Annotated in this window: 18 protein-coding genes, 13 tRNA genes and 1 pseudogene; 25 read left to right on the top strand and 7 right to left on the bottom strand. The window is 57.8% G+C overall.

The window, feature by feature from the left end:
• The first annotated feature begins 122 nt into the window (after positions 1–122).
• Both BM113_RS19845 and BM113_RS19840 read left to right on the top strand, forming a co-directional pair.
• Complete coding sequence (locus BM113_RS19845; RefSeq protein ID WP_089789727.1) at positions 123–953, top strand: type IV toxin-antitoxin system AbiEi family antitoxin domain-containing protein; 831 nt, start codon at positions 123–125, stop codon at positions 951–953.
• 182 nt (positions 954–1,135) lie between these two features.
• A complete protein-coding gene (locus BM113_RS19840) occupies positions 1,136–2,392 on the top strand; it encodes an RNA-guided endonuclease InsQ/TnpB family protein (protein ID WP_089789726.1) in 1,257 nt (418 codons plus the stop codon).
• 31 nt (positions 2,393–2,423) lie between these two features.
• On the opposite strand, the gene BM113_RS19835 is transcribed toward BM113_RS19840, so the two are convergent.
• Complete coding sequence (locus tag BM113_RS19835; RefSeq protein WP_049919535.1) at positions 2,424–2,912, bottom strand: winged helix-turn-helix domain-containing protein; 489 nt, start codon at positions 2,910–2,912, stop codon at positions 2,424–2,426.
• A 115-nt stretch (positions 2,913–3,027) separates the two neighbouring features.
• Between BM113_RS19835 and BM113_RS19830 the strand changes: the two genes are divergently transcribed.
• The 20 genes from BM113_RS19830 (at position 3,028) to BM113_RS19745 (ending at position 12,091) form a co-directional block, all read left to right on the top strand.
• On the top strand, positions 3,028–3,828 hold the full coding sequence (locus tag BM113_RS19830) for a DUF8170 family protein (RefSeq protein WP_089789725.1): 801 nt from the start codon (positions 3,028–3,030) through the stop codon (positions 3,826–3,828).
• Between the two features lie 712 nt (positions 3,829–4,540).
• Positions 4,541–4,616 (top strand) — tRNA-Gln (locus BM113_RS19825).
• Between the two features lie 6 nt (positions 4,617–4,622).
• Positions 4,623–4,696: transfer RNA gene (locus BM113_RS19820), tRNA-Asp, on the top strand.
• 252 nt (positions 4,697–4,948) lie between these two features.
• Positions 4,949–5,021, top strand: a tRNA-Pro gene (locus tag BM113_RS19815).
• Positions 5,022–5,025: 4 nt separating this feature from the next.
• Positions 5,026–5,112 (top strand) — tRNA-Ser (locus BM113_RS22460).
• Positions 5,113–5,659: 547 nt separating this feature from the next.
• Positions 5,660–6,877 carry an RNA-guided endonuclease InsQ/TnpB family protein gene (locus tag BM113_RS19810; RefSeq protein ID WP_089789724.1) on the top strand — a complete coding sequence of 406 codons (1,218 nt, stop codon included), beginning with the start codon at positions 5,660–5,662 and terminating at the stop codon, positions 6,875–6,877.
• Positions 6,878–7,002: 125 nt separating this feature from the next.
• A tRNA-Leu gene (locus tag BM113_RS19805) sits at positions 7,003–7,084 on the top strand.
• Positions 7,085–7,126: 42 nt separating this feature from the next.
• Positions 7,127–7,209 (top strand) — tRNA-Leu (locus BM113_RS19800).
• Between the two features lie 4 nt (positions 7,210–7,213).
• Positions 7,214–7,285, top strand: a tRNA-Tyr gene (locus BM113_RS19795).
• 4 nt (positions 7,286–7,289) lie between these two features.
• Positions 7,290–7,412, top strand: a tRNA-Thr gene (locus tag BM113_RS22455).
• Positions 7,413–7,446: 34 nt separating this feature from the next.
• Positions 7,447–7,519, top strand: a tRNA-Glu gene (locus BM113_RS19790).
• A gap of 103 nt (positions 7,520–7,622) precedes the next feature.
• Positions 7,623–7,693: transfer RNA gene (locus tag BM113_RS19785), tRNA-Met, on the top strand.
• 12 nt (positions 7,694–7,705) lie between these two features.
• Positions 7,706–8,110 (top strand): hypothetical protein, encoded by a 405-nt coding sequence (locus BM113_RS19780; protein WP_089789723.1) that lies wholly within the window; start codon positions 7,706–7,708, stop codon positions 8,108–8,110.
• A gap of 42 nt (positions 8,111–8,152) precedes the next feature.
• Positions 8,153–8,228, top strand: a tRNA-Glu gene (locus BM113_RS19775).
• A 425-nt stretch (positions 8,229–8,653) separates the two neighbouring features.
• Positions 8,654–8,728, top strand: a tRNA-Arg gene (locus BM113_RS19770).
• 113 nt (positions 8,729–8,841) lie between these two features.
• Positions 8,842–10,371: a TROVE domain-containing protein gene (locus tag BM113_RS19765; protein WP_089789722.1), complete on the top strand. Its 1,530-nt coding sequence runs from the start codon at positions 8,842–8,844 to the stop codon at positions 10,369–10,371.
• A gap of 20 nt (positions 10,372–10,391) precedes the next feature.
• Positions 10,392–10,464 (top strand) — tRNA-Gly (locus BM113_RS19760).
• Between the two features lie 59 nt (positions 10,465–10,523).
• On the top strand, positions 10,524–10,817 hold the full coding sequence (locus tag BM113_RS19755) for a hypothetical protein (RefSeq protein WP_089789721.1): 294 nt from the start codon (positions 10,524–10,526) through the stop codon (positions 10,815–10,817).
• A 71-nt stretch (positions 10,818–10,888) separates the two neighbouring features.
• Complete coding sequence (locus BM113_RS19750) at positions 10,889–11,563, top strand: MarR family transcriptional regulator (RefSeq protein WP_089789720.1); 675 nt, start codon at positions 10,889–10,891, stop codon at positions 11,561–11,563.
• A 204-nt stretch (positions 11,564–11,767) separates the two neighbouring features.
• The gene (locus BM113_RS19745; protein ID WP_089789719.1) at positions 11,768–12,091 is read left to right on the top strand and encodes a DUF6788 family protein; all 324 of its coding nucleotides are present in this window, start codon (positions 11,768–11,770) and stop codon (positions 12,089–12,091) included.
• Between the two features lie 91 nt (positions 12,092–12,182).
• Here BM113_RS19745 and BM113_RS19740 read toward each other — a convergent pair whose 3' ends face one another.
• The 5 genes and pseudogenes from BM113_RS19740 to BM113_RS19720 form a co-directional block, all read right to left on the bottom strand.
• Positions 12,183–13,460 (bottom strand): Cdc6/Cdc18 family protein, encoded by a 1,278-nt coding sequence (locus BM113_RS19740; RefSeq protein ID WP_089789718.1) that lies wholly within the window; start codon positions 13,458–13,460, stop codon positions 12,183–12,185.
• 1,199 nt (positions 13,461–14,659) lie between these two features.
• Positions 14,660–16,198: pseudogene (locus tag BM113_RS19735) on the bottom strand (type B DNA-directed DNA polymerase); the annotation flags it as partial.
• A gap of 272 nt (positions 16,199–16,470) precedes the next feature.
• Complete coding sequence (locus BM113_RS19730) at positions 16,471–16,848, bottom strand: hypothetical protein (RefSeq protein ID WP_089789717.1); 378 nt, start codon at positions 16,846–16,848, stop codon at positions 16,471–16,473.
• A 32-nt stretch (positions 16,849–16,880) separates the two neighbouring features.
• Positions 16,881–17,201, bottom strand: coding sequence for a DUF8156 family protein (locus BM113_RS19725; RefSeq protein WP_089789716.1), 321 nt, complete (start codon positions 17,199–17,201; stop codon positions 16,881–16,883).
• Positions 17,202–17,203: 2 nt separating this feature from the next.
• Positions 17,204–18,043 carry a hypothetical protein gene (locus BM113_RS19720; RefSeq protein WP_089789715.1) on the bottom strand — a complete coding sequence of 280 codons (840 nt, stop codon included), beginning with the start codon at positions 18,041–18,043 and terminating at the stop codon, positions 17,204–17,206.
• A gap of 1,080 nt (positions 18,044–19,123) precedes the next feature.
• Here BM113_RS19720 and BM113_RS23120 point away from each other — a divergent pair.
• Positions 19,124–19,969, top strand: coding sequence for a hypothetical protein (locus BM113_RS23120; RefSeq protein WP_089789714.1), 846 nt, complete (start codon positions 19,124–19,126; stop codon positions 19,967–19,969).
• 636 nt (positions 19,970–20,605) lie between these two features.
• Positions 20,606–21,904 (top strand): DUF2971 domain-containing protein, encoded by a 1,299-nt coding sequence (locus BM113_RS19710; protein WP_143095865.1) that lies wholly within the window; start codon positions 20,606–20,608, stop codon positions 21,902–21,904.
• 101 nt (positions 21,905–22,005) lie between these two features.
• Here the strand turns inward: BM113_RS19710 and BM113_RS22725 are convergent, their stop codons facing one another.
• Positions 22,006–23,118 carry a winged helix-turn-helix domain-containing protein gene (locus BM113_RS22725; RefSeq protein WP_245758119.1) on the bottom strand — a complete coding sequence of 371 codons (1,113 nt, stop codon included), beginning with the start codon at positions 23,116–23,118 and terminating at the stop codon, positions 22,006–22,008.
• 264 nt (positions 23,119–23,382) lie between these two features.
• Between BM113_RS22725 and BM113_RS19700 the strand changes: the two genes are divergently transcribed.
• On the top strand, positions 23,383–23,961 hold the full coding sequence (locus BM113_RS19700) for a DUF8170 family protein (protein WP_143095864.1): 579 nt from the start codon (positions 23,383–23,385) through the stop codon (positions 23,959–23,961).
• Positions 23,962–24,045 lie beyond the last annotated feature (84 nt).

The raw sequence follows: 24,045 nt of genomic DNA, 5'->3' as shown, positions 1-24,045 counted from the left end.
GTCTTCACGGTTCTTAACCAACACATATCTATCGGGTGATTTGTGTTGGTTAAGGAGGCTAAGAGGGATGGGACAAGGATAAAGCAGGCCCAAAATTCATACTCTATGTAAGAAACGCAGGTATGAGTACTATAGAACAATCACAAAATATACGCCAGGGCCTCTCGACTCGAGAAAGTCGACTCCTTGCACGACTCGCTGGCGCGGGTCACCAAATCATCTCCATCGACGACATCGAGACGACGCTGGAGGTCCCCCCGAACACCGCCCGAGAGATTGCCTCCCGGCTCACCGAGAAGGGCTGGCTCGACCGACTGTTTCCCGGCCGATACCTCATCATCCCACTCGCAGCCGGTGAAGAGGGCCTGTACACACCCCACGAGTACCTCATCGCCGCCCACGTCGCCGAGCCGATGTACATCGGCTACTACAGCGCCCTCAGCCACCACGGGCTGACCGAACAAGTACCTCGGACGGTGTACATCGTCACGCCGACCCGAGCGCAAAGCAGGGAGATCCACGGCGTCCCGTACCGCGTCACGACAGTCACCGAGCGGAAATTCTTCGGCTTTGAGCCGACATCGGTCGAGGGCACGACCGTTCAGGTCAGCGACCTGGAGAAGACGCTGGTCGACTGTGCGGACCACCCCGAGTTCTGTGGTGGCCTTCGAGAACTCGCAACCGCGATGCGCACCGCCGACGACCGGGGCTGCGACTGGGACACCGTCGGCGAGTACCTCGAACGCCTCGACAACGGCGCTGCGACCAAGCGGATCGTCTACCTCGCCGACCAGCTCGGCATCGACCTCCCCGCCCGCGAGGAACTCGTTGCGTCGTTCACAAGTGGCTACTCGCTGCTGGACCCGACACGGCCCGACACCGGATCGACCGACAGTACGTATTGCCTCCGAATCAACGTCGAGCCAGCCATGCTGGAGCCCACGGAGTCCTGACCAAGGTACGAAGTCGGCGTACCTTCTCTGCAGCGTCGAGAACGGTGCTGTTCAACTGAAGCGGTAGCGCGGAGTCCCCTTCCTCAAGGAGCGACCGAAGGGTGTGAGTAGTGAGGGGAGGAGCGCGTTCGTATAGGCCACAGAAACTAATATATAAGTAGCCACGAGACTACATTGAATCTGTGGCAGACGACTACGTGCGCCGGACAGCAATCACCCGACTCTCGGTAGATGGTAGGCAACGCGAGTTGCTTGAGGAGACCATCTCTGAGTGGAAGCGTGGTTGCCAGCTCGCCACCGACATGGCGTGGGGCAAGTGCAACGCCAAGAGCGACGTACAGCCCCTCGCCTACGACGACGTGCGTGAGCAAACCGGCCTCGGGAGTCAGCATGCGATTCTCGCCACCCACCAAGCCGCACAAGCCATCACTGGCTGTATCGAACGCCGGTCCAACGGCAAGAAGGTCAGCAACCCGACGTTCACCGCACCCACGGTGAAGTACGACACCCGGACGATGACGCTGTTCGATGACGACACGGTTTCTCTCTCCACGACAGAGAGTCGCGTCCGGTGTTCGCTCGCACTTCCCGATGCCGACGATGGCTACCAACGGCAGTACCTCAACTCTGACGAATGGAGCGTTACAGAAAGTACGCTCACCGCCCGCAACGGCGATTACTTCTTGCACATCGGCTTCCGCCGACACAAGACCGACACCGAACGGAATACCGCCGAGGACGGAACGGTCCTCGGGGTTGACCTCGGTATCAAAAATCTCGCCGTCACCAGCACTGCCTGCTTCTTTAGCGGGCGAGAGTTAACCCATGACCTCCGCGAGTTCGAGAAGGTACGCGCCGGCCTCCAACAGACCGGAACGCGAAGCGCCCACCGGACGCTTGAACAGTCGAGTGGCCGGGAACTTCGCTACGTCCGCGACGTACTTCACCGAGCGTCGAACGCTATCGTAGACGAAGCACTCCGATACGAGTGCGACGTGATCGCGTTCGAGGACCTGACCCACATCCGCGACCGCACGGGTGCGTCGTGGGGCCACAAGTGGGCGTTCCAAACGCTCTACGAGCAAGTAGAGTACAAAGCCGAAGCGAACGGTATCTTGGTGCAGCAGGTGGGTTCGGCGTACACGTCGAAACGGTGCGCCGAGTGTGGCTTCACAGCCGACGAGAATCGCCCGAATCGAACCGATTTCTGCTGTCAGAAGTGCGAGTCGGAAGCGAACGCAGACTACAACGCGGCGAAGAACATCGGTATGCGGTACGTCCGCCGAGGCCAACAGTCGTCCCGGCGGACGGGCAACAGTCAGCTTGCCCTAAAGTCTGGAACGGTGACGCCAAGTGGCGGATTTACCGCCCACCCGGACGGGTTCGAGGTCGAGGACACGGACAAGCCCCACCCTCAACGAGCAAAGTCGTCAGACTGAGCGAAGTAGGGTGGGGTAGTTGACCGACGAACTATGGGTTTGTGCCACCATCGACGGCGTCGAGATCGGGCTCGTCGAACTCGAGGGCTTCCGCGACGGCATCCGGAAGCTCCGGGCGAGGGGCCGATTCGTGGCGCTCGATTTTCTCGGTCTTGCGCGTGTTTTCGTAGAGGGCACGAGCGACCGGAAGGCCACGGAGATACTTGTAGTCGTGGAGGACCTCGACGCCCCGCTCAGTGAATCCGTAGAACTGGGAGGGGAGATCACGTTTCCCCTCACTTGGGTCGTACGTGTAGCGTGCGAGGAGCCCGGCGTCGATCAACGTCTCCAACTGGTCTTTGATGGCCGCCTGACTCTTCCCAGTCATATACTCGAGTTCGGCGAGCGACATCAGATGGGCGGGGTGGCCCAGCAGTTCCTGGATGATGAGATGGCGCGTATCCTGGGACAGCAGCTTGAACAGCCGCTGCTGTTCCGCGAACGGCCCTGCATCGGCCGCGCCAGTGTCGGTTTCGCTCATACGTGATGGTACGAGGGAGGGCGCTATAACAGTTAGGGTTGACCAAGTTGGTTAATTCAGAAAAAATCAAAGTGATTCAGAAGGGATAAGGTGGTGTAGTTTGAATCGGCAGCTAATGACCGACTCAAGCCCGCCGCCGGACGCTGGGGAGATTATGACCGTTGTTCACGAGGCCGTCGGGGGCATCGAACTTGAGCCTGCAGAGAAACGGGAGATCTGGCGGTTCACCCAGCGTGAATTGCCGTATCTCTGGAGTCAGCGGACATCGTATTTCATCCTGGGAAGCTATCGCGACCCCTATATCCGCCGACTTCGCGCCGTCCAGAACGAACTCACGAAGCAGCTCGGTGCCTATCCGTTCATCATGGGTGATCTCCTCGAACTCCCGACTGACCGGCTCAATACGTTCGATATCATGTTTTCGTTGCTCGCGACGTACAGCGACTACATCGTCGGTGTCTTCGAGAAGGAGAGTGGTGGGGAGGCGCCTGAGTTGGGTGAGATCGATGACCGCCCGTATTTCGACAAGTCGTACGTGTTCCCGCGTGATTACGCGTGGGTGACTGACGAGAACCTTGACTCGACACAGCACGTCGTTCAGGCCGCCCTCGAGATTGCGTTCGCAGACGATTTGTCGGCGGATGAAGTCCAATCAAAAGTCGAGTCACTCGTTGACCGCGCCCAAAAGAGGGGTCTCGACATCGACGAACAGGAGATTTGGGGTGTGATCGACGACCGGGCAGAGGAGGGCGAAGCGCCGGCAACGTACAGTTGGGTCCATCTCAACAAGTTCCGCAAATTCGAACTCCACGATCGGTGCTTCCCGTGGACGACAGAGGACGAACTCCGAACTGTGGTTGACGAACTCCCGTCCCCGACGCCACGTCCGGAGTGGGAAGAGGGGGGAGAACGGTGAACTATCTTTCTGCGAGGAGAGAATCCCGCCGTTTACAGTAGACGCCGAACCTAATTTGCGCCGTTGCTGGTAGGGTGGCTATAGTTTCTGTGCGGCCTCCCGGAAACACTCCGTATTGGATCACCCCTTAAGCCGAGAGACAACGCAGGTGGGGAGTATGTTCGGCGCTCAAAAAGCTGAGTATGACATTCGACTGTCCACCACTATGGGTGTGTTACCCACACCCTGACTAATTTTAATACAATTGCCACGATAATCCAGGTTGACGTCCGATACACCCCTCAAACCGAGAGAGTTCAACACGATGATCACCACTCGCCTCACCCCGCGGCGTGCTCGTTCTCGCTTAGCCGCAGGGCCCGTGTTCGGCGAGTGCCTACAAGATCAGCGTGCGAAGAGACCGGGCGCAAACCGCCGGATCCACGTCGGCTTCGAATACGAGAGTTCGACGCAATCCGGCGACGGCCGGACACTCTCACCCGCATAACTCGGCCCCCATACGGACTACCCGTCAGGGATCGGGGAACACGGGATTGCCGCCTGCCTTTGCCCAGTACTCGCTCAGTACACAGCGTGAAGCGAGTGTGGGGTGCCAGGCTCGCGGCTGATTGGTTTCCGTTCGTTCCGATACAGGGGAGAACGGGCTCCGTCCGCGCTGAGCGCACGGAAGTCGTTAGCCAACAGCCCCGCAGCGATAGCTGCGGCTACGCCTAGCCCCGGAGTCTCCGCTGGCGAGGGACGCCGGACTTTGAATCCGGAGGTCGCCGGTTCGATTCCGGCCGGGGCGACTGCATGCCGACGTGGTGTAATCCGGCGAGCATACGGTCCTGTCACGGCCGTGATCCGGGTTCGAATCCCGGCGTCGGCGTGGACGCGTGGATAAACCACGTGGGGATACCCATCGAGGTAGGCAGCCCGTTGGTGCGATCAGCTGGATCGTTCCTACGATGATGGGCCTAGCAGGGTCTGCAACCTACATGAGCCGGTGTGGTATTCCCGGGAACCTCCCGAAGTACGCCCCCGCGATGAGACGCGCAACCACGACTACTCGGTCGCGGTTGCACAGTTGGAAACAGTCGTACAGATAGCGAATCAGCTGCCGAACGCTCGGCAGTCCAGTGAGCCGATGGTCCAGCGGACGACGATCTGTGCCTTGGGCGCACAGGACCGAGGTTCGAATCCGCGTCGGCTCACTGTGCCGCGACTGGGTATTGGGGAACCCAGCGGCCTGCTATGCCGTGGCCGTCTGCTATCGGTCTCCCGGTTCGAATCCGGGTCGCGGCGTCATGACAACGAATGTCTGCCCTGCCTGCGAGGAGGAAGCGTTCCGTCACGTCCCGATCGGTGAAACAACGTCTATCGACACGATTGGAAGCGTGGAAATCTGCGTCACCGAGGACGGCGCATACTTCCACGGAACGAGGTGACCACCATCCATCCCTGCTGTGACTGGATGCTGATGAGCACATTCGCCTCGGTAGTGAGGGTCAGAAGCTGAGTAATGCGCGTCTTCCGGTGTCCCGGTGAGAAACGCGAGGCGGGCTTGTCGGAGCAAGTTCCGACGGAGATGGTGAGACATGCGGATAGGCGACCGCGCTCGGTGTGAAACCGAGAGCCGCGAGGCTTCGGAGTTCGACTCTCCATCTCACCGTTGGCGGGGTTTCCCTAGCTTGGTCAAGGGATTGCGTTGGAACCGCAGCGTCCGCAAGGACACGAGTGTTCAAATTAGATAGCAAGGCGGGTTCCCCGCCCACCGGTGGGCGGGGAGGAAACCAACACCCACTGCCACAAACCACCGATTACTAAGTACCTCATATATCTATTGAAAACCGTGGCGGACGACTACCTGCGACGCACCGCAATCACCCGCCCCATCCTCACCACCGAGCAACAAGATCTGCTTGACGCCACCATCAACGAGTGGCAAGATGCCTGCAACATCAGCAGTCGGATCGGATGGCAAACGGGTGAAACGCGGAAGACATACCTCCAAGACCTCGCCTACGACGAGGTGCTGGAGGAGACGCGTCTCGGGAGCCAACACGCAATCCTCGCCACCCACCAAGCCGCAGCCGCACTCTCCGGCGTCGAAGAAATCAAAGAACTAGACGAGAAATACAAAACCTCGTGTCCGGAGTTCACCGCCACCACGGTGAAATACGACACCCGGACGATGACGCTGTTCGACGACGAAACAGTCTCACTTACAACGGTTGACGACCGCATCCGGTGCGATCTCGCGTTGCCGGACGACGAAGACGGCTACCAACACCAGTACCTCAACGATGAGGACTGGGAGCTCACCGAATCCACGCTTTCTCGGCGTGATGGCGACTACTACCTGCATCTCGGCTTTCGCAAACCGAAGCCCGAGAAACAGGTCGAACAACAGGGCGACGACGAGGACAGGACAGTTCTCGGCGTCGACCTCGGCATCGTCAACATCGCCACAACCTCAACGGCGTACTTCGCGTCCGGCAGAGAAGTCAGACATCGACACCGGGAGTTCGAGCGGATTCGAAGCAGTCTCCAACAGACCGGTACGCAGTCCGCACACCGCACCATCCAGCAGATGAGCGGCAGAGAGTCCCGCTACGTTCGGGATGTCCTGCATCGCGTGGCCAACGACATTATCGAAGAAGCGTTGAATCACGACTGTGAATACATTGCATTCGAGAATCTGACCCACATCAGAGACCGTGTGCCGCCGGTCAAAGAGTTCCACCAGTGGGCGCATCGGCAACTCGTTGATCTCGTGGAGTACAAGTCCGAGACGGAAGGCATCTGCGTAGAGTACGTCGATCCGGAGAATACGAGTCGTCGGTGTCCCGAATGTGGACACACGAGTAAAGGGAACCGCGTAACACAGGCAGAGTTTGAGTGCGAGAGGTGTGATACGACAGCGAACGCGGACTATGTTGGAGCGAAGAATATTGGGTGGCGGTATGTCCGTCGCGGCCTACAGTCGTCGCGGCGGACGGGCGACAGTCAACTCGCCCTGAAGTCAGGAACGGTGACGCCGAACCGGGGCTTTGTCTCGTCCGACTAACTATGGTCGGCAGAGGCCGAGTTCACTGACAAGCCCCGCGCCACCGTGCGCGGGGCAGTTGACATCGCTCTCCCGCCGCTGCGTGCCGAAGTGATTCGCAGAGTCGCCGGCGATTCTCGAATTGCGCCGCCATGCCAGAGTGGTCGAACGGACACGGTCGAGACCCGTGTGGTTAGTCCTTCCCAGGTTCGAATCCTGGTGGCGGCATCCGGCCATCGTGCCGGGAGACAATTCTCGCTTCACCGTTACGTCGCCGTACTCAAGTGGTCAACGAGAAGCGGCTCAGACCCGCTGGCGTAGGTCCTTCCGAGGTTCGAATCCTCGCGGCGACATTTTCTCCCTGTGGTCTAGCGGCTACGATACCTCCCTGTAGAGGAGGAGACGCACGTTCGAGTCGTGCCGGGGAGACTGCGGGACGGTGGAAGAGCCTGGCATTCACACACACTCACCGAGTTTTCACCGGAGACCCGGTGCGAGAGAGTTCCTTCATCTCACTTGTAACGAGAACACGCAGGTTCGAATCCTGCCCGTCCCACTGGCCGACGACCCGTTCCAGACGAGGCCAACCCGCTCCAGTGGAGTAGCGGCCAAACTCACGGCCCTCTCACGGCCGAGCCCCCGGTTCGAATCCGGGCTGGAGCATTCTCCAACAGTCCGAGACCTCTCACTTCCAGCCGACGAGACTGAGGGACGGACAGCTGTGGAGAACTGAGAGATGCCCATGAGTGAGTTCCGAATTGTGTGCTGCGGGATAGGATAATGGCAGTCCACGGGGCTCATATCCCCGAGGCCCAGGTTCGACTCCTGGTCCCGCAATGGAGGACAACAATGGGACTATTCGATACAGTCGAACTCTACGACGACGTCCACCTGCCAGAGTACCCCGAAGGGATTACTCCTGCCGAGGATGTCGACTGGCAGACGAAAGGCATCGATCGACCGATCATGACCACATTTCGGATTACGGCGGACGGTCGGCTCCTCGAAGAGGAGTGGCACACCGAAGCGGTCCCGCCGGAAGACCGGCCATACGCGAGCCGTGACGACGTCGACGAGGACGATTTTCGCTACATGGCCGGCAGTCGGAACCGAGTCCACGACGGCTGGATCGAACGAGACGACTACCACGGCCGCTTCAAGCTCAAACACTCCTTCGAGGGTCTCGAGACACTCGTCACGTATCAAGTAACGTTCACGCACGGGCAACTCGAGGGCTTCGAACGGCTGCAGTGACCCGTGCGTGCCCACACCTCGGTGCTTGATTTACTCTCCAGCGCTCCCGGAGTCTCCGTTGGCGAGAGACGCCAGTTTTTCAAACTGGAGGCCAGGGGTTCGATTCCCCTCGGGAGCAGTCGGGGAGGCTGGCCCTGACAGCGTTTTTCCGTGTCTGACATAGCGGGCAGCCACGGATCCGTGACGCTGTCACGGTCAGCGTTCCCCAAGCGTGTGGTCGTCGAGGTGGTGCGTTTCTTCGCCCGCAAAGCACACCAACGGGAGTCATAGCCCGTCGCACCACCAGTTGCTCGACCGCACGTGGCGACCGTCGAGTCGGAGCGTTGCTTCGCCAGGAACTCGCAGGTTCAAATCCTGTCGGTGGCACAACCCATCGAGAACATCCCGGACAAAGAGCGTACGAGAGGACGCTCGACACCGGTCCCGCTCCGACAGTTTTCCGGTCGTCGTGTCGCCAGTGGCCGTCGATCTGGAGCGCTACGTCGATGGCACATTACGGGTTCGAATCCCGTCGTTCGCTCCAGAAATTGTCCGGCCACTCGTGTTCCCGTAGCTCAGTCAGGACAGAGCACCGGCCTTCGAAGCCGGGTGTCGCACGTTCGAATCGTGCCGGGAACGTCCAGCCGAGCGATGCGAGGCTGGTTCGGGAAGTTTCTCTCCCGAGACTCGCTGCTCACAGAGCTTGTGGGCAGCTACGATCGGAGTCGCCTGTTGCGGCTCCGGGTGATAGGATGGAATTCAACACGCCAAAGCAAACGGTCGCGGAGGCAACGCGGACCACCAACTACGAGGGTGGCGAAGCGTTCGAGCCTGCCGACCCCCGACTCGCACTGTACAAGCGCACGATCAACCAGCTGCTGGAGGGCTCGTTCTACGAGACCGATGACGAACAGCTCGCTGCTGTCGTTCGCCAGTTCGATGCCGCCGCAAACGAGGACCCGGAGTTCGTCCTGAAGCTCGCGGCCTATGCGCGCCAGGAGCTCTACTTGCGGGACATCCCACAAGTGCTACTCGTACTGGCAGCCAACGACGACCGATTCAAGGACGACTCCCCCGAGTCGCTCATCCGCGAATGGGCGCCGGCGATCATCCAGCGGATGGACGAGACGGCCACCGCGCTCGCGGTCCACGATCAGCTGTTCGGCGGGACTGCGCCGTGGCCGCTTCGACGCGGGATCGAGGACGCGCTGGTTGAAATGGCCGACGCCTACACGCTGGGCAAGTACGAGCTGTCGCGGCGCGAGGTGACGCTGCACGACGTCTTCAACCGCGTCCACCCCACGCCCATCGACGCCGAGCAGGAAGCGCTCTTCGAGCGGTTCATGCGTGGTGGCCTCGACGACTATCCCGACGTCGACCCGTTGCCGGCGCCGAACACGTGGGAGACGGTTATCTCCGAGCGCGGCAACACCCAAGCCGCCTGGGAACTGCTCATCGAGGACGACGAGTACACGCTGCCCATCTTCGCGTCGATCCGGAACCTCCGGAATATGCTCGAAGCCGGCGTTCCGGAGGACACCGTCGTGGATCACCTCGACCTGGAGGCCGTCCGCCACGCGCCGCTGTACCCGTTCCGGTACTACCAGGCCTACACCGCGCTGCAAGACGCGGATGTCCAGGCACCGACGGTCGAGCAGTGGCTCGAAGACGCAATTGATGTCGCGGTCGAGACGGTGCCTGGCGGATTCGGCGATACCTTTGTCGCGGTCGACCTGTCGGGATCGATGGATCAGCCGCTGTCCGCGAACAGCACGCTCCGACTGAAGGAGATCGGTGCGTTGTTCGGTGCGATCCTGGCCAACCAGGGTGCTGACGTCGGCGGGTTCGGCGACGACTTCCAGACCGTTCCGATGCACGTCGACACGCCAGTCCTGCAGCGCCAAGCGGCGGTGTTGGCGATCGACGAGGATGTCGGAAACTCGACGAACGGCTGGAGGGCGATCAAGCACCTCCACGACCGAGGGGATGCTGTTGAACGCATCGTCGTCTTCACCGATATGCAGATCTGGGACAACACGCCGTTCACGGCCCGCGATTCCCAGACGGTCAAAGACGCGTTCGATGCGTATCGAGACGAGGTGTCTGCGGACACCGCGCTGTATCTCGTCGATCTCGCGGCCTACGGCGACCTGGTGACGCCAGAAGGCTACGAGAACGTCTACAACATCTCGGGATGGTCGGAGAACGTCCTCTCGTTCATCGAACACGCCGAGAATCCGAAACAGATCATCGATGAGATCGAGGCGTTCGAGCCGACCTAGCCCAGTTCGGATTTGAGGATGCGCGAGTGGTGGAGTTCGGAAACACGCGGTCGTGCCACGACCGAGACGGACGTTCGAATCGTCCCTCGCGCACTCGGAGTACAGTTGTCGAACATCTGGCCCGTGAGACGCGCCTCAACGGAGATGATAATATGGCAGTATCCAATACCACTGACCTAGACTCGACGACAATTGCCGTCGTGACGATTCGAATCCCCTGCGGCGCGGATGGGGACCTCGTCACTGACGCTGAGAAGCGTCTCTCGCGGCCCGAAACTATCGATGACGTCACGATTGACGAACTGGATAGTATCGAGCCACAGCTGTCGGCAACACTCATTACCGTCGAAATTACGGTCCGGTGGGCTACGGCGATTGGCGAGGAGGAAGTCAGAGACAGACTGGCTGGTGTCTCGGGACTTGAGTCAGTCAGACGGATTGCATAGGCCGTTCAGAACGGCATAGCCGAAAGTGTAGTGATCTATTTGACTGTTACCATGATATTGGTAATTATTAGATGTACGAACCGTTTGATGAGACGGCTGTTAGAGTGTTGCTCGCGGTCAATCCTGGGGATTCGATCCGAACGGTAGCCCAACATCTCCACACCCCCTACGAAACGGTTCGACAAGCAGTCAATCAACTAGAGGATGCAGGGTATCTTCGATATGATGATGGACTGTTCGTGACCGACGATCGCGTCCGTAAGGCGGCACGAGACCTGCTGGCCACGAGTGACGCCGTGAATCCACCGTCCATCGAAGAGGCGTACGTACTCCCACAGTTCGGTGACTGGCTCTTCGCCTTTACACAGGTGGACGCCGTCTACGTGTGGACTCAGGGCGGCTACCAGGTTGGTCGCGAGCCCGGCGACTACCCGCTCTTTCTTGCCGTCCTTGAGGAGGATGTCGACGCTTGGCAGCGTTTTTTCGAACGATTTGGAATCCCGACAGGATTTGAGCGTCGACCGGAGGACTCGTTTGAAGGCCCTCTCCAAGTCGTCTTCGACGAGCGTTCCATGCTCGACCCCGACCACGTCGAAGGATATCCAGTCATCTCTCGGCGCGAGACGATAGCGTTCATGCGGGAGCATTATGCGACGTTTCAGTCGGCACTTGCTATGCTCAATCGTATGTACGACGATCTCGATCTCGACGTTTCCTACCGTGAGTCAGAAAGAGAATGCTCGTGAGTTTCACAGCAGCAATTGAATTATCGACCTCCTCCACGGTGAGGTTTAATTGATTGCCGTTGGTTTGACATCGACAGCGTTCCCGGGTTGCTATTTTTGAATAGTTTTCTATTCATACTCTTCAGTCCGTGACGGGACGATATCTCATTAACCAACAAATCTATGCCAATACGCATTTTGTTGGTTAACACGAGGCGACCGCTGATGTCCTACGAGCCACCGACGCCGCCGGCGGAACTCCCGACGGATATCGTTAACACACTCAACGGCTACTCGCCGGACCAGCTCCAGCACGTCGCACGCTACGCCGAGGAACTGGCAGAACACAAAGCTCGCGAAGCGCGTCTCGAGGAAGAATCGGAGGACGACGAAATCGACGAGCGGCCAGACGATCTTCCGGACGACGTCCCGTCGAAGGCTACGATTACGATCAAGGAGATCAACGACAACCGCTACTACTACTGGCAGTGGCGGGAAGGTGACAGAGTGAAGTCGAAGTACAAGAGTCCAGTTAATCCAGACGAGTAATCGAAGCAGATACACACCCACCCACCCCACGTGCCCGACGTGTCGAGAGATACACTCGTGACCAGGGGTGTGGTCAGCGACCGAAACGGGACTAGCCCAAGTCTTCCAACCGGCTGTCCCGGAGGACAGATTTCAGCACGATACCGGTATCCTGAACCAGCCGGTGCTCGAGATAACTGCCTTCACCCCGGCCACCCCCGGTCCGAGTTGATTCAACGACACCGAGGAACGCCTGCTCTTTCAACAGCTCGTAGACGCGGTGCTCGCTGAGAGTCTTCGCATCAGCCTTCTCTGTCGTCGCTTGATACCGTTCGTAAATCCGGTTGGTAGAGAATCCATCCTCGTTCGGATTCTCTTCGGTGAGCAGCGCGAGAGAATAGAGGATGAATTTAACCTGTGTCGTCGATCCACGGAGAAGCTCCTCGAACCGATCGATTTCAGCCCACTCCTGGGCATCGCGAACGTGTTCCTCAACGACCGTCTCGACGTTTTCTCGCTCGGCAAGCTCGCCAGCATGACGAAGAATCTCGATTGCCTTTCTGGCGTCACCGTGTTCCTGAGCGGCTAATGCCGCCGTCAGCGGAATTACATCGTCCGAGAGAACACCATCGTGGAACGCGTCCCGTCGGTGCTTCATTATCTCGCGCAGCTGATTCGCGTCGTAGGGTTGGAACACGAACTCTTCCTCGCGAAGACTGGACTTGACGCGCTCGTTCAGCTGGTCGCGATACTCGATCTTGTTGCTGACTGCGATGACGCCCAGGTGGCAATCAGCTTTCCCCGATTCGCGAGCCCGTGAGAGCTGCATAAGAATATCATCGTCATCGAGTCGGTCCACCTCGTCGAGAATGATAATGACTGACTCGTAGGCAGTATCCAGAATCTCCCAGAGATAGTCGTAGTATTCACCGCTGCCAATCCCTGCGCGTGGAATATCGAAGTCAGTCTCGTCCGTCTCGTTGAGTGAACGTGTCACCGTCCTCGCGACGCGTGTCTGTGTGTTATGCTGCGCGCAGTCGACGTAGACCGTCCCCACGGACACACCGTTCGATTCCGCGGCTCGCCGAGCTCGTTCAGTGACGTGACGGGCAACGAGTGACTTCCCGGTTCCCGTTTTGCCGTAAATAATCACGTTGTTGGGCGGATCGCCACGAACGATTGGCCTGAGTTCAGCAGCCACGGCCTTGATCTCGCCATCTCGGCCGACGATACGTCCGCTTTCAGGGACGTGGCCAACCTTCAGCAGCTCCTTGCGAGCGAAAATGTTGGCTCGGTCGGGGTCGTCTTCATCAAAGTCGAAGAGGGGATCGTCAGCGGGATCCTCGTAGCGGCCGTCGAAGTCAGAGAGTTGGGACGGTTCCTCAGCCATCAATATCAGACATCGCGGATGGGACCTACTTAATGATTTGGCTACCTCGACAAGAGTGTAAATCGGGCTATGGTCGTCTTCTGATGTTTTGTCGCTGGCGTATCATCCTCACAAAGGGTCGAGTCGGTCCCGAGTGAAATCGGATTCGGAGCGAGAGTTACCGACGCAGACCGGCACCCCCAATCCAGAGTGAAAACGCCAGACTGGAGCGGGTTTGACACACCCCTGGTCAAGAGTGAATAGTCCTCCATCCGGGAGCAGCGTACTTGGTTGAGACGACACCCCCTGTCCAGAGTGTATCTCCCGAACCGGGTAATCAATCATATCTATGAGAGGACACATCGGCCCTGGGCGTCTGATGCACGGCAGACACCCCTCGTCCAGAGTGAAAGCGCCGGTGTGACGAGCTGGAATGGAGTGTGAACCTCGAGTGATGGTGTCGAGCGTTGCTCGGCACCCCCAATCAAGAGTGAAGACGCAGATCAGATCTCCAGCCGAAGCAAAGCAGGGTACAATCGGAACTGTCGGGATTGGGCCTCCTGATTCCGGTTGACGAGGAAGGTCGGGAGATACTAATCCGATTTCGGCTTTGGTGCCGCTTCGCTGGTTGGCGAATAGTCAGAATGACGATTGTTCCTTCAACGTCTCATAATACACGGACGACGGAATCGAACCCCCACACCCCTCGTCCAGAGTGAAACGCTACGAGAGTCCCACAGTTCACCGGGTGGAAACCACACGACGAGTCGGCTGGGAAGTACTGAAATCACAAGACGTGAGGCGTGTATCCCTCTAACAGCGGTCGTCACACAGTCGAAGATCCTCTAAACATACCAATCTTCATAGTATTACCTAGAGGCTTTATTACTACCCACTTCCTACCATCCCCCAAGTGCATTCAGCACAAAGAAAAGGACGAAGGCGGCATTCGTCTGGGTGTTTTCGAACCGCTGCTCGTGTTCGCTGTTCCATTTCTTCCGTTTTCTCCCGTTTCAGGCAGTCTTTCCGTGATTCTTGCTGATATCCTCCCACAAGAACCCCCGTTTCCCGTGGACCTCACCCCACACCTCTGGTCGGTTTTCACTCTGGACGAGGGGTGTGTGGACGAGGGGTGTGTGGACGAGGTATTCTCTCCAGCTCCCTTCCGTGTCTCCACTCAGAATTAACCAACAAATCACTCGACACCTCGATAGTGTTGGTTAACATCTCTCAATCTCGGTGAGGGCGGCCAGGTCCGTTTCCCGAGTTTCCGCGATCTCGCGTTGAATCTCCGTCCGATCCCAGCCAAGCGGTGCCAGCACACTCTCGACAGCTCTGACGAGTTGCGTCTCGTAGTACGACGCATCGTACGACTCCGTCTCTTCGTGAGCCAACGCGACCCGCTCTCGCGAACTCTTCTCGTCGTCGACGACCACGTACTCGATGTCCTGTCCCGGGTGGATGGCGAGGTCCTGGTCGCGAGCCCGCTTTAGCGCCGCCACGTTCTGTGTGTTCTGCGTGTACCCTTCCAGCGGCTTGGAGACACGATTCCGTTCGACGAGCTGCTTGACCGGCACCGTCCCAGCGTGGAGGCGACTGATCGCGTCCTGAAGACAGTCAAGTACGGCATCCGGGGATCGAGTCGCGTCGAGCCGTTCGAGACAATCCCGCTGGACGTCCTCGATGAACGATGGGGTCGAGCGCTGCCGAGCTTCGATACCACGTATCTTGAATTCGTCGTGGCCGGCGACCTTCCCGAAGTATTTCGTCAACGCACCAGCGTCGCTCTCGCGCTGCGGCACAAACGCCACCCAGTCGTAGTGGGCTTCGTGTTCGAGCCGAATCTCAACACGTTCCGTGATCTCCGTCGTGAGCGTCTCGAGGTCCTCGCGGTACTCGTCGTCGAGGTCGGGGTCCGGCGTCACCCAGATGGAGTCGACGATGCCGTGGACGACGCGCCAGCCGCCAGCTTCCAGCCGTTGTTTCGCCGTTAGTAGGATCTCGCGAGCAAACGCGTTGATCGCTTCGTGGCACTCGATGCGGCCGAATTTCGCGTTGCTGAACCCTTGATAGCCGAAGCAGGCGACGAGGATCCACTTCAGCGCTCCCGAACGCCCCTCGAGTTCCGCCAGCCGGTCCTCATCGGGGTTGTCCCGTTCCTTCTCGCGACGGATGGCCGCCTTGATCTCGTCGCGAGCGTCGATGATCGGCTGCAGCACGTCGACGAGGTTGCCCTGGTCGTCGCAGATCGAGTACCCGAGACCGGGGACATCCTCGCGGTCGCTGTGGCAGCTACACCGGATGACGTCCGGCGAGACGTTCCGGGTACAGATGATGTTCGGGTACAACGAGGAGAAGTCGAGTTCGTGGACGTTCTCGTGGAAGCCGACCTCCGGCGCGAAGATGAAGCCGCCACGGTCGGCGTCGTGGAGCGTCCCCATCGGCTTGTAAAACTCGTGGCGCCAGGAGTTCCACGGAACGAGGACGCCGCGGTCGTGGGCCTCACAGATCTGGATCGCCGTGAGCACGTTCCCGATCGACGCCCACGCGAGCTCCTGGACGGGCTTTTTCGAGCGCGACACGAGGTCGAGGACGCCGTCGAGGTTCGTCTCTCCGTAGAAGAACGTGTTCGACTCGTCGATGATCGCCCGGCCGGGCACGTTGTACCGCGCCGGTGAGTGGCCGACGCGGCCGTAGCTCGAGTACGTCGACCGGCTCGCGAGCTGCTGGTAGTCGACGTCCGGCCACCGACTCAGCGAGATTTTCTATTTGTCACCCTCCAGTATAGGCACGCCAACGTGCGCTCACCCGATAATTGACAGTGTGTCGCTTCCGAAGTTCAGGGAATCTGTGTGACACGGCTGCGAAAGGCTTGGAATGCGAATTTGGCTCTTTCCAACCATCTTCCGTAAACATTTCCAGGGCGCTGGTTCCTCTTCCCCGCTATCTTAACCAACAAAACCAACGCAGCCTACGAGATGTTGGTTAAGTCTACTGATCACGGAACTGAGGTGCTATATTCGATACGGATTCACTCGAGAACCTCGAGATCCTCGAATCCCAAGGCATGGAGAGTATAGTGACCAGGACTATCTTCGATCAGCTGTTTGAATGTCAGCTGAAGCGTGTTCTCCTGGTCCATCCGATGTACAGTTTTCAACACGACGTGATCAGGCGGCACGATCTCGTCAGGTGCATCGAGACGCACTGTCCGATGAAATTCGATATGTCGGACCTCATCTCCCTTCCGGGGATCCTTTCTCTCTTCATGTACACTTCCGACGGAGGTCTCCCACGGATTCGGAAACGCTACACCACCAGCCTCAACCGGACCGTCCCCGGTAAGGTGGATCCGAATTCGATCACCCGATTCCAAATCGTTGATTCTCTGGAAGCGATCCGTTGCCATACGAAGGGGCTAGTATCCCGTCATAAAAACCATCAGTGCAACCCATCCTCTGTGGAACCCGTCTCGGAGAGTTGCTGTCGATTGTTCCTCTCATTGAGTGCGTTTTCGAGTTCAGCGAGGCGGTCTTCGTGTTCATCGAGTCGGGTTTCCTGTTCGAGATCGATGCTGAGCAGCGCCGGCAGTAGCGGGTTCTGGTGGTTCAACAGCCCACTCGCGTCGGCGTGCTCGCGGGCATACTCGAACAGTCGGTCGAATCGCGGCTGGTCGCGACGCCGCAGTGCCCGGCGGAACTCCGCCCAGCGCTCTTCGATGGCCCGGAGCGCATCCCGGTACGTCGGGTTTGTGCGCCCCATCGCTATCGACCTCCTGTCCCGGTCGCGGTCCACGCATCGAGTAAGGGGTCCGCGGTGGCCGACACTGTCTCACCGTCTACTGTGACGCCCGTCCCGACACCCTCTGGGGTCGGCGTCGACGGCGCCGGAGTTGTCGGTTCCACGCCGACCTCTGTGGCGCGCGCCGCGAGCAACTGCCGCCAGTACGCGAACGTCGTCTGGTAGTACGCGCCGTCGTCGACGGGATAGACGAGCGTCTCGAAGTCCTCGCCGACGACCCGTGCCCCCATCCGGGTCTGCTCGCACTCCAGGTGGTGGTTGGCGACCGTCGCGACTGATTCGGTGAATTCGTTTCGTTCGTTTCGCGTAACGAGCACCGGGATGTCGTACCCATCGGCGTAGGTCGCCAACCGGGCGAGAGTTCGGGCCTGGAGGGTTTTCGCGTGAGTCTCGCCGAGGGTATCGTCGGCGCGGTACTGGGCGTCGGCGGCCGGCGCGACGATGAGGGCGGGTGTGTGGGTCGACGTGTCCTCGTCACGACCTGGCGCCCCTCGACCGGCCGCCCGGGCGTCGGCGGTGGACATCTGGATTACCTTATTCGCCGCTGACGGGAGATCACAGACGGCGCCGTAGTGCTGGTAGGCGGTAAATCCGCGTGCGACGTGGATTCGGTTGAGCAACCGTTGACTTGGCGCGATCTGAGCGAGTGTCGTCGTCGTCGCGTGACCATTTGCGTCGACCCAGAAGGCGGGCCCGTCGTGCAGGAGGAGATGATCGAGCACGAGCGATTGTAGGATCGGAACGCCGCGGTCGCCCTCGATGTCGAGCAACGTGACCCTGTCCTCGAGAGAGGGGAGAAACATCCCGTCTGCGGTCGAATCGGCTTGGTCAGCGAGCGTTCGTCGATTACGATCAGCATCTCGGATTGGCTGATTCACTGTCAACCGGTTCGGCGTCGAATGATTGGGCATAATCGAGTAGTCGTCGTCGGTCCCGATAAGCCGCGGCGTGGCGTTTCCACGTTTCAGGAAAGGGGCGAGACTAGCGTGTACCTCGACTCTGTCACTCGAATTCTCCGATTGATAGCTTGTTTCCGAGAACGGTTCCAGAATTCGACTGGTCAATCCTAATATTATTAACCAACATTCCACCTTCCTCGGCGACAAGTGTTGGTTAAGTACGGTCACCGATGACGACGTTCCTGCTCTCTGTTGTCGCAGCTGCACCGCAAGGTCGCGTCGTCTAATATCTCGAGATCGCGTTCGCGCTCATCGATAACGACTGCAACAACACCGAGTGTTGCCTTACAGAGCGCTTTCTGATTTCCAAACCAGGAAAGATCGGGGTCCTGAACGACGCTGATAATCTTATGGCGTTCATGCGATGCCAGAGGCAATGCTGAACAGATTGCCTGCGGGATTCGCTTTTTGTCTCTCCGGCTCTCACGAACGCTGTGTTTACCATCTGACTGATGTCGACCCTCGTGTAACTCTCAGAGTCGTTCGGCTTTCGAATCATCAGCCTCTTCGTCACCGATACGTGTTGCCATCGAACTCTCATACCCAGCGCTGAACAAGAAGCCGTGTTCAGTTCCGCCAGTATCGTCAGATAACGCATTGATGCTGTCATCGTACCGAGTTCTTCCTGGCGGTGTCATCCGACTATGGTAGCCTTTCATCCGTTGATCCTCGTTCTCGATTATACGAGAGCTATAATTTTAACATATTGGTACAATATGTCCGATTCTAAGAAATCTAAATTTGGAAATCCTGGGTGAAACTGGTTACTCGAACCTATTTCGAGGACCTAGAATATGCCCACTGTGTATAAGACAATAGTAATATAGAGAATAGGGTGGAAAACAATTAAGTTCAGACAGCTCCTTTGTTGAAGTAGGCCGTTGGGAATGCGACGTTGTCTGGTAAGAGCCCGCTCACAGTGCCGTGAACGCCTACTTCTCGAACAGTGCCCGGACTCACGCCGAGGAACTGCTACCTGTAGTGATTGAGAAACCATCACACTACACGATGAGTACCAACGATTCCGACGACACTGACCGACTCGAACAGTATATCCGCGACGAAAAGGGCCATCTCGACAGTTGCGAGAGCATGGTCGAGCTCGCGAATTGGCTCTACGCGAACGAGTATTTCGAGACCAACGACCGCGAGATACCCACGAGCGATCTCAAGGAGATCCTCGGCGACCGGCTCGAATACGGTGTGAACACACTCCTTGACCATCTCGAAGGTATCAACGTCGTTGACGAAGTCTCACAAGGGGGCGGTCGGTTCATTCTACATGAGCGGACTGGACGGGCATTCTTCGACCCGAACAACAGAGAGATGCTGCCACTCCTCGAAGAAGAGATCTCACGGTTTCTTGAGGACTTGCACGAGCAAGAAAGCCAAGCGCCGGAGTCCGAAGACGCTGGCGACGACAAGACTCAGTCGATCGCTGACGGCGGAGAAATCGAAGACGCCGATTCAGATGAAACCGACGAGACGGATGCTGGCGGCGAGAAGGAGCCCGACGATGTGCCAACAACGCTTCGCGAAGTCGCCGCAGCTGCACTAGACGTCGAGGTACCGCTCGAGGACGCGCTCACGAACCCCACGGACCATATCGAGCGGATCATCCGATTCGACGACGTGGTTACGGCAGTCATCGAGAGCGACGAAGTGGGCCGCGGACGTGCGTACGAGCCGATGGGGTGGCGCAACGCTGCTAATAAGTGGGTGCTAACGATGACGGCGAAAGCACGCAAAGAGAACGAATCGTTGTCGTAATCGGTTATTACCAGTAATCAGTGTCGATCAGTTAGTAGTCAATTCATTCTGCACAGCCGAATAGAGGAAGTCCTCTACATCCCGGTACGTTGGATCGTTTGCGACTTTCTCATCGATTCGTTCACACAGCTCGCTGGGTACTTTGAGCTGTCTATCACCGGCTTGTTCCTCACGTAATCCCTCACGATCGATGTCGAAGGCGTTGCATCATAGTGGGCACTAAACGTGGCGTTCGCTGCCTCAAGATCTTCTGCAGCCGCGGGGACGTTTGGTGCTGACTCGGACTCGTTGACCACCGCCCGAAGACCGTACTTCTTGTACCCCCGCACATCGTCGACGAAGTCCAGTACCCCTCGACAGAAGCTGTCTGTCTGTTGGGGGCGTCGTAACCGAGGCCCGCCATCCCAGCCACCGCACGCTCATTAAGGATTGCGTAGGTGTCCGACGTGAGGACGTGGAGGAGCTCGGTCGCAGTAGCCCAGCCGAAGCCGTCGAGTTCTATAGGGATTGTTGTAGGAGTCCATAGTTTCCGTGGAACAAACTGGGACACAGTGACAAAAGACGGGCCCGAAACCCTTCGGTTGGCTACGACAATCCCTATAACACATCCTCGAGCAAGTCCATGTCCTCGAGTGCTTGCTCGACTGCGGTGGCAACCTCCTCGGGCGTCTGATTGCCGAACACGATATCGTCGACGTAGTAGTCGATACTGCGGTGGGGCTCGGTCGCCCAGAAGCCGTCGTGGGCGACCAGCGCCGTGAATGCGTCGCGTATCGGGTTCTCGAGGAATGCTATAGCCAGTCAGAGAAACGAGATATTCGCAAACGAGATTCGGAGCCCAGTTATTTTGTGATGGTCAGAAAGATTGTGGATATGGATTACCTCGATGCAGTCATTGAGGCGACAGGTGAACACGATAGCGCACTACGGGAGATTCTCCAAGAGGATCACGACGAAGAGGAAATTCGAGAGTTTCTTTCTGATGAAATCCGTTCGAAAACTCGTCGCGATTTCGTCGCTTCCCGACTCGAACAAACCGTAGAGAACACAACTACAGCCCCAGATTTGGGCGATTCGCCGGAGCTGCCCGAGGGATCCGATGAGGAACCTATTCTGGTTCGTAAATACCTTGATCTCTCGAAATTCGTTTCGTTACTACAGGACGGGATTTGGTTCAGCCGACTCGACAATTTCGACGATGACTACGAAGGGGGAGTCTCCGATAAAACGGTCCGACATCGGTTTGATCAGTGGGAGTACCTCGAATTTGAAGATGATCCACCGCCGTATGATCTGCGGCAGGTGTACGCCGCAGAAGACGAAATCCTTCGGAAGCAGTCTTTCGTATCCTGTTGGCGGTACGGTGGAGAGGAGTCGGCTGTCTTCTGGAATGCATACATCAACGATGGAAATGGAGTTGCCGTCGAGACAACCCTGGATACGCTTTCGTCAGCAACGGACCGGGCTGATCGGGAGGTACTGATCGGGAAAGTCAACTACAAAGAATACAAGGGAAGCGACGAGCGTTTCGCAGCAAATGGCGTCGACCGGGTATTCCACAAGCGTATCGCCTTCGGGGATGAGAAAGAGTTGCGCCTCCTAGCGAGACAGGAGCTCAACGATCTGGATCTGGAGGTGAGTGAAACGGGGGATATCGATATGGAACTCGATGCGGATCCAGGCTTCAATCTAAAAGTCGATATAGAAGACCTGATCGAGCGCATTATCCTCCCGCCCGATATCAACGATCGTCAGCTGACGCAAGTCGTCCAGCTAATGGAATATCACGAAATCACGGCAGAGATCTGGCGGTCGATGTTAGATGTGAACCCCGGTACGACGTCCCCAATACAGATGACGGGCGATGATGCTGGGGAGATTGCTCGGGATGATATGAGATACGCTCGACTCGTGGACAAGTCCAAGTACAGGTAGATCAAGGAAAACCACACAGCTGTTCGGCAAATAGTGGTCTGGTCTCGGCCTCGTAAGACTGCTATTGGAAGTGGTATAGAAAATTCTATAGGTATAGATTGCTATCCTTCCACACTAAGACCGTTCTCAGCTAGAGCCATTCCAAACTCGGAGAGTCGATAGCGGTAGGCAGGGTTTCGGAAGATGACTCGCCCATAACCATCTCCCTTATCGATGTCTTCACTCTCTTCAATCGCGTCAACAGCTTGGTTCAGTTTTGCTAGTCGATCCCCTTCACGGAGATAGGACTCAACATCTTCCTGTGGGATCTCAAATTCTTCAGCTAAGATTGATCGGATCGTTCGACCAGCGCCGTCCGCGATAACGACCCGATCCCCAGGCTGTCCGTCATCCATAGGCACAATCCGATCGTCCATATGGGCCACCATATGGTCGATGAGACGCTCGATTTCCACATCAAGCGTCTCCTCAACCTCACCGTTGATTATCTGATCCCGTCGTTCGCTGATTACGTACGTCGACGGACCAGGTGGCTGGAACTCTTCGAGGATGTCGAGATCAACAAGATGGTTCAGCACCGTTCGTGACGAATACTCGAATGCCAGCTGTTCCGCGATTTCGTTTCGAGTCAGACCCTCGTGGTCAGGCCCGATCCCGTCCTCATGCAGAGCAGTAGCTACAGAAACCTGGTCACCGACGCTGTGAGTGTTCGCTTTCTGGTCTCGAATGTAGGCAGCAAGCGCATTGCTACCGGTCAGTTCCTCATCCACACTCTCATCCCCCGGGCGTGGGGCCTGCGCGTATTTTTCGATCTTATCCGTCGTTTCCAACATCTCGAACATATCCTGCAACGTACCCTCAGCCCCAAGCAGTCCCACCTCCTCCAATAGGTCGCGACCGACATCGGTGAGACCGTAGAAGCGCCACGGCAAATCGCGCTTACGTTGGTCCTTCGGAAGCGTCCGCTCCGCCACGATCCCATGCTCGATCAGCACCTCGAGATGTTCGCGGATGGTGCTCTTGCTTTTGCTCGGATTCACGTAGTCGAGCTCTTTGAGCGTGGGAAGCTGCTGCGGATGGGAGAGAATATTCTGAATCAGGACAAACCGGGTCTCTTGCGTAACAACGTTCAGGCGCTGTCGCTGGTTTTCAACCGTACTGTCGATTGCATCGGTCGTATCGGGCTGATCCCGATGCGTCGTGTTGTGGGCCATGGTTTTGAGGGACAGCTACAGTCGATTTGGTATCTGCTGTAGCTATCGCTGTGGTGTCGTACTCCCGTCCCTGACAGAGGATGGGAGCGGCGAAGTACCGGTCTGAGACAGGTTATCCGACCGGTATCGATCGGTGCTGGTTGTGTTGCTTGTGTTCACGCTAGTATATAGTCGCCGGCGCTATAAATGCTTCGGCGTTAACCACATTGGTGTAGACCGCTGTGGTCGAAAGAGTTTTAATTCGGGCGTGCGAATGAGATGGTAATGCCGGACGGCTCCTCAGAGAGCGACCTCGAGGCCCGAGCTCAACGGCACCACTACAGGTCGTTAACGCCGGAGGAGTACGAGGGTCTCAATCACTTTCGAGCCGACTGGGCGGATATCGCCGCAGAGGCCGATAATCGATTTTTCATTTTAGGGAGTTTCGCTGAGAGCGACGTCGATCGCGTGAACCAGCTCAAGTACCATATTAACCGAGAGACGGGCGACGATGCTGTCGCCTACAGGATGGATGATTTCCTCCCCGATACCGATCTCGTCCTTCACCCGATTCTCAAATTCAAGCTCATCGCCGACGACTCACACCACATCCTCGGTATCTGCGAACACGACCAAGGCGGCGCACTCATCGAACACGGACTCCTGATCGAATCGCGGTCGTATATCGACAAAACCCATATCCTGAAGCGAACCTACCCACCCGAGCGCGAGAAAGAGCAGTACAGCTGGATGCAGACCTTCGGCGTCTTCGAGATCTTCGAGTATTACGACCAGTTCTACGAGTGGGAAACAGTGCCAGAATACGAACAGCAGATTGAGGACCTCGTCGAGGTGCTTTGTTGAATAGCTTCTGAATGGTAGTTAGAGAGGCTCACAGAGCTTTTCTATGTTGATGATGGCGAACATGAGGACAATTTCACGGAACTG

It is taken from the genome of Natronobacterium haloterrestre (genome assembly GCF_900112205.1).
GTDB classification, from domain to species: domain Archaea; phylum Halobacteriota; class Halobacteria; order Halobacteriales; family Natrialbaceae; genus Natronobacterium; species Natronobacterium haloterrestre.
Note: the sequence above shows the minus strand (reverse complement) of the source record. Positions and strands in the feature narration are given on the sequence as shown.

What these genes read in the sequence shown, in the direction of transcription:
- BM113_RS19845 (WP_089789727.1), top strand. Translation starts at nt 123, where the DNA reads ATGAGTACTATAGAACAATCACAAAATATACGCCAGGGCCTCTCGACT.
- BM113_RS19835 (WP_049919535.1), bottom strand. Translation starts at nt 2,912, where the DNA reads ATGAGCGAAACCGACACTGGCGCGGCCGATGCAGGGCCGTTCGCGGAA.
- BM113_RS19830 (WP_089789725.1), top strand. Translation starts at nt 3,028, where the DNA reads ATGACCGACTCAAGCCCGCCGCCGGACGCTGGGGAGATTATGACCGTT.
- BM113_RS19780 (WP_089789723.1), top strand. Translation starts at nt 7,706, where the DNA reads ATGGGACTATTCGATACAGTCGAACTCTACGACGACGTCCACCTGCCA.
- BM113_RS19765 (WP_089789722.1), top strand. Translation starts at nt 8,842, where the DNA reads ATGGAATTCAACACGCCAAAGCAAACGGTCGCGGAGGCAACGCGGACC.
- BM113_RS19755 (WP_089789721.1), top strand. Translation starts at nt 10,524, where the DNA reads ATGGCAGTATCCAATACCACTGACCTAGACTCGACGACAATTGCCGTC.
- BM113_RS19750 (WP_089789720.1), top strand. Translation starts at nt 10,889, where the DNA reads ATGTACGAACCGTTTGATGAGACGGCTGTTAGAGTGTTGCTCGCGGTC.
- BM113_RS19745 (WP_089789719.1), top strand. Translation starts at nt 11,768, where the DNA reads ATGTCCTACGAGCCACCGACGCCGCCGGCGGAACTCCCGACGGATATC.
- BM113_RS19740 (WP_089789718.1), bottom strand. Translation starts at nt 13,460, where the DNA reads ATGGCTGAGGAACCGTCCCAACTCTCTGACTTCGACGGCCGCTACGAG.
- BM113_RS19730 (WP_089789717.1), bottom strand. Translation starts at nt 16,848, where the DNA reads ATGGCAACGGATCGCTTCCAGAGAATCAACGATTTGGAATCGGGTGAT.
- BM113_RS19725 (WP_089789716.1), bottom strand. Translation starts at nt 17,201, where the DNA reads ATGGGGCGCACAAACCCGACGTACCGGGATGCGCTCCGGGCCATCGAA.
- BM113_RS19720 (WP_089789715.1), bottom strand. Translation starts at nt 18,043, where the DNA reads ATGTTTCTCCCCTCTCTCGAGGACAGGGTCACGTTGCTCGACATCGAG.
- BM113_RS22725 (WP_245758119.1), bottom strand. Translation starts at nt 23,118, where the DNA reads ATGGCCCACAACACGACGCATCGGGATCAGCCCGATACGACCGATGCA.
- BM113_RS19700 (WP_143095864.1), top strand. Translation starts at nt 23,383, where the DNA reads ATGCCGGACGGCTCCTCAGAGAGCGACCTCGAGGCCCGAGCTCAACGG.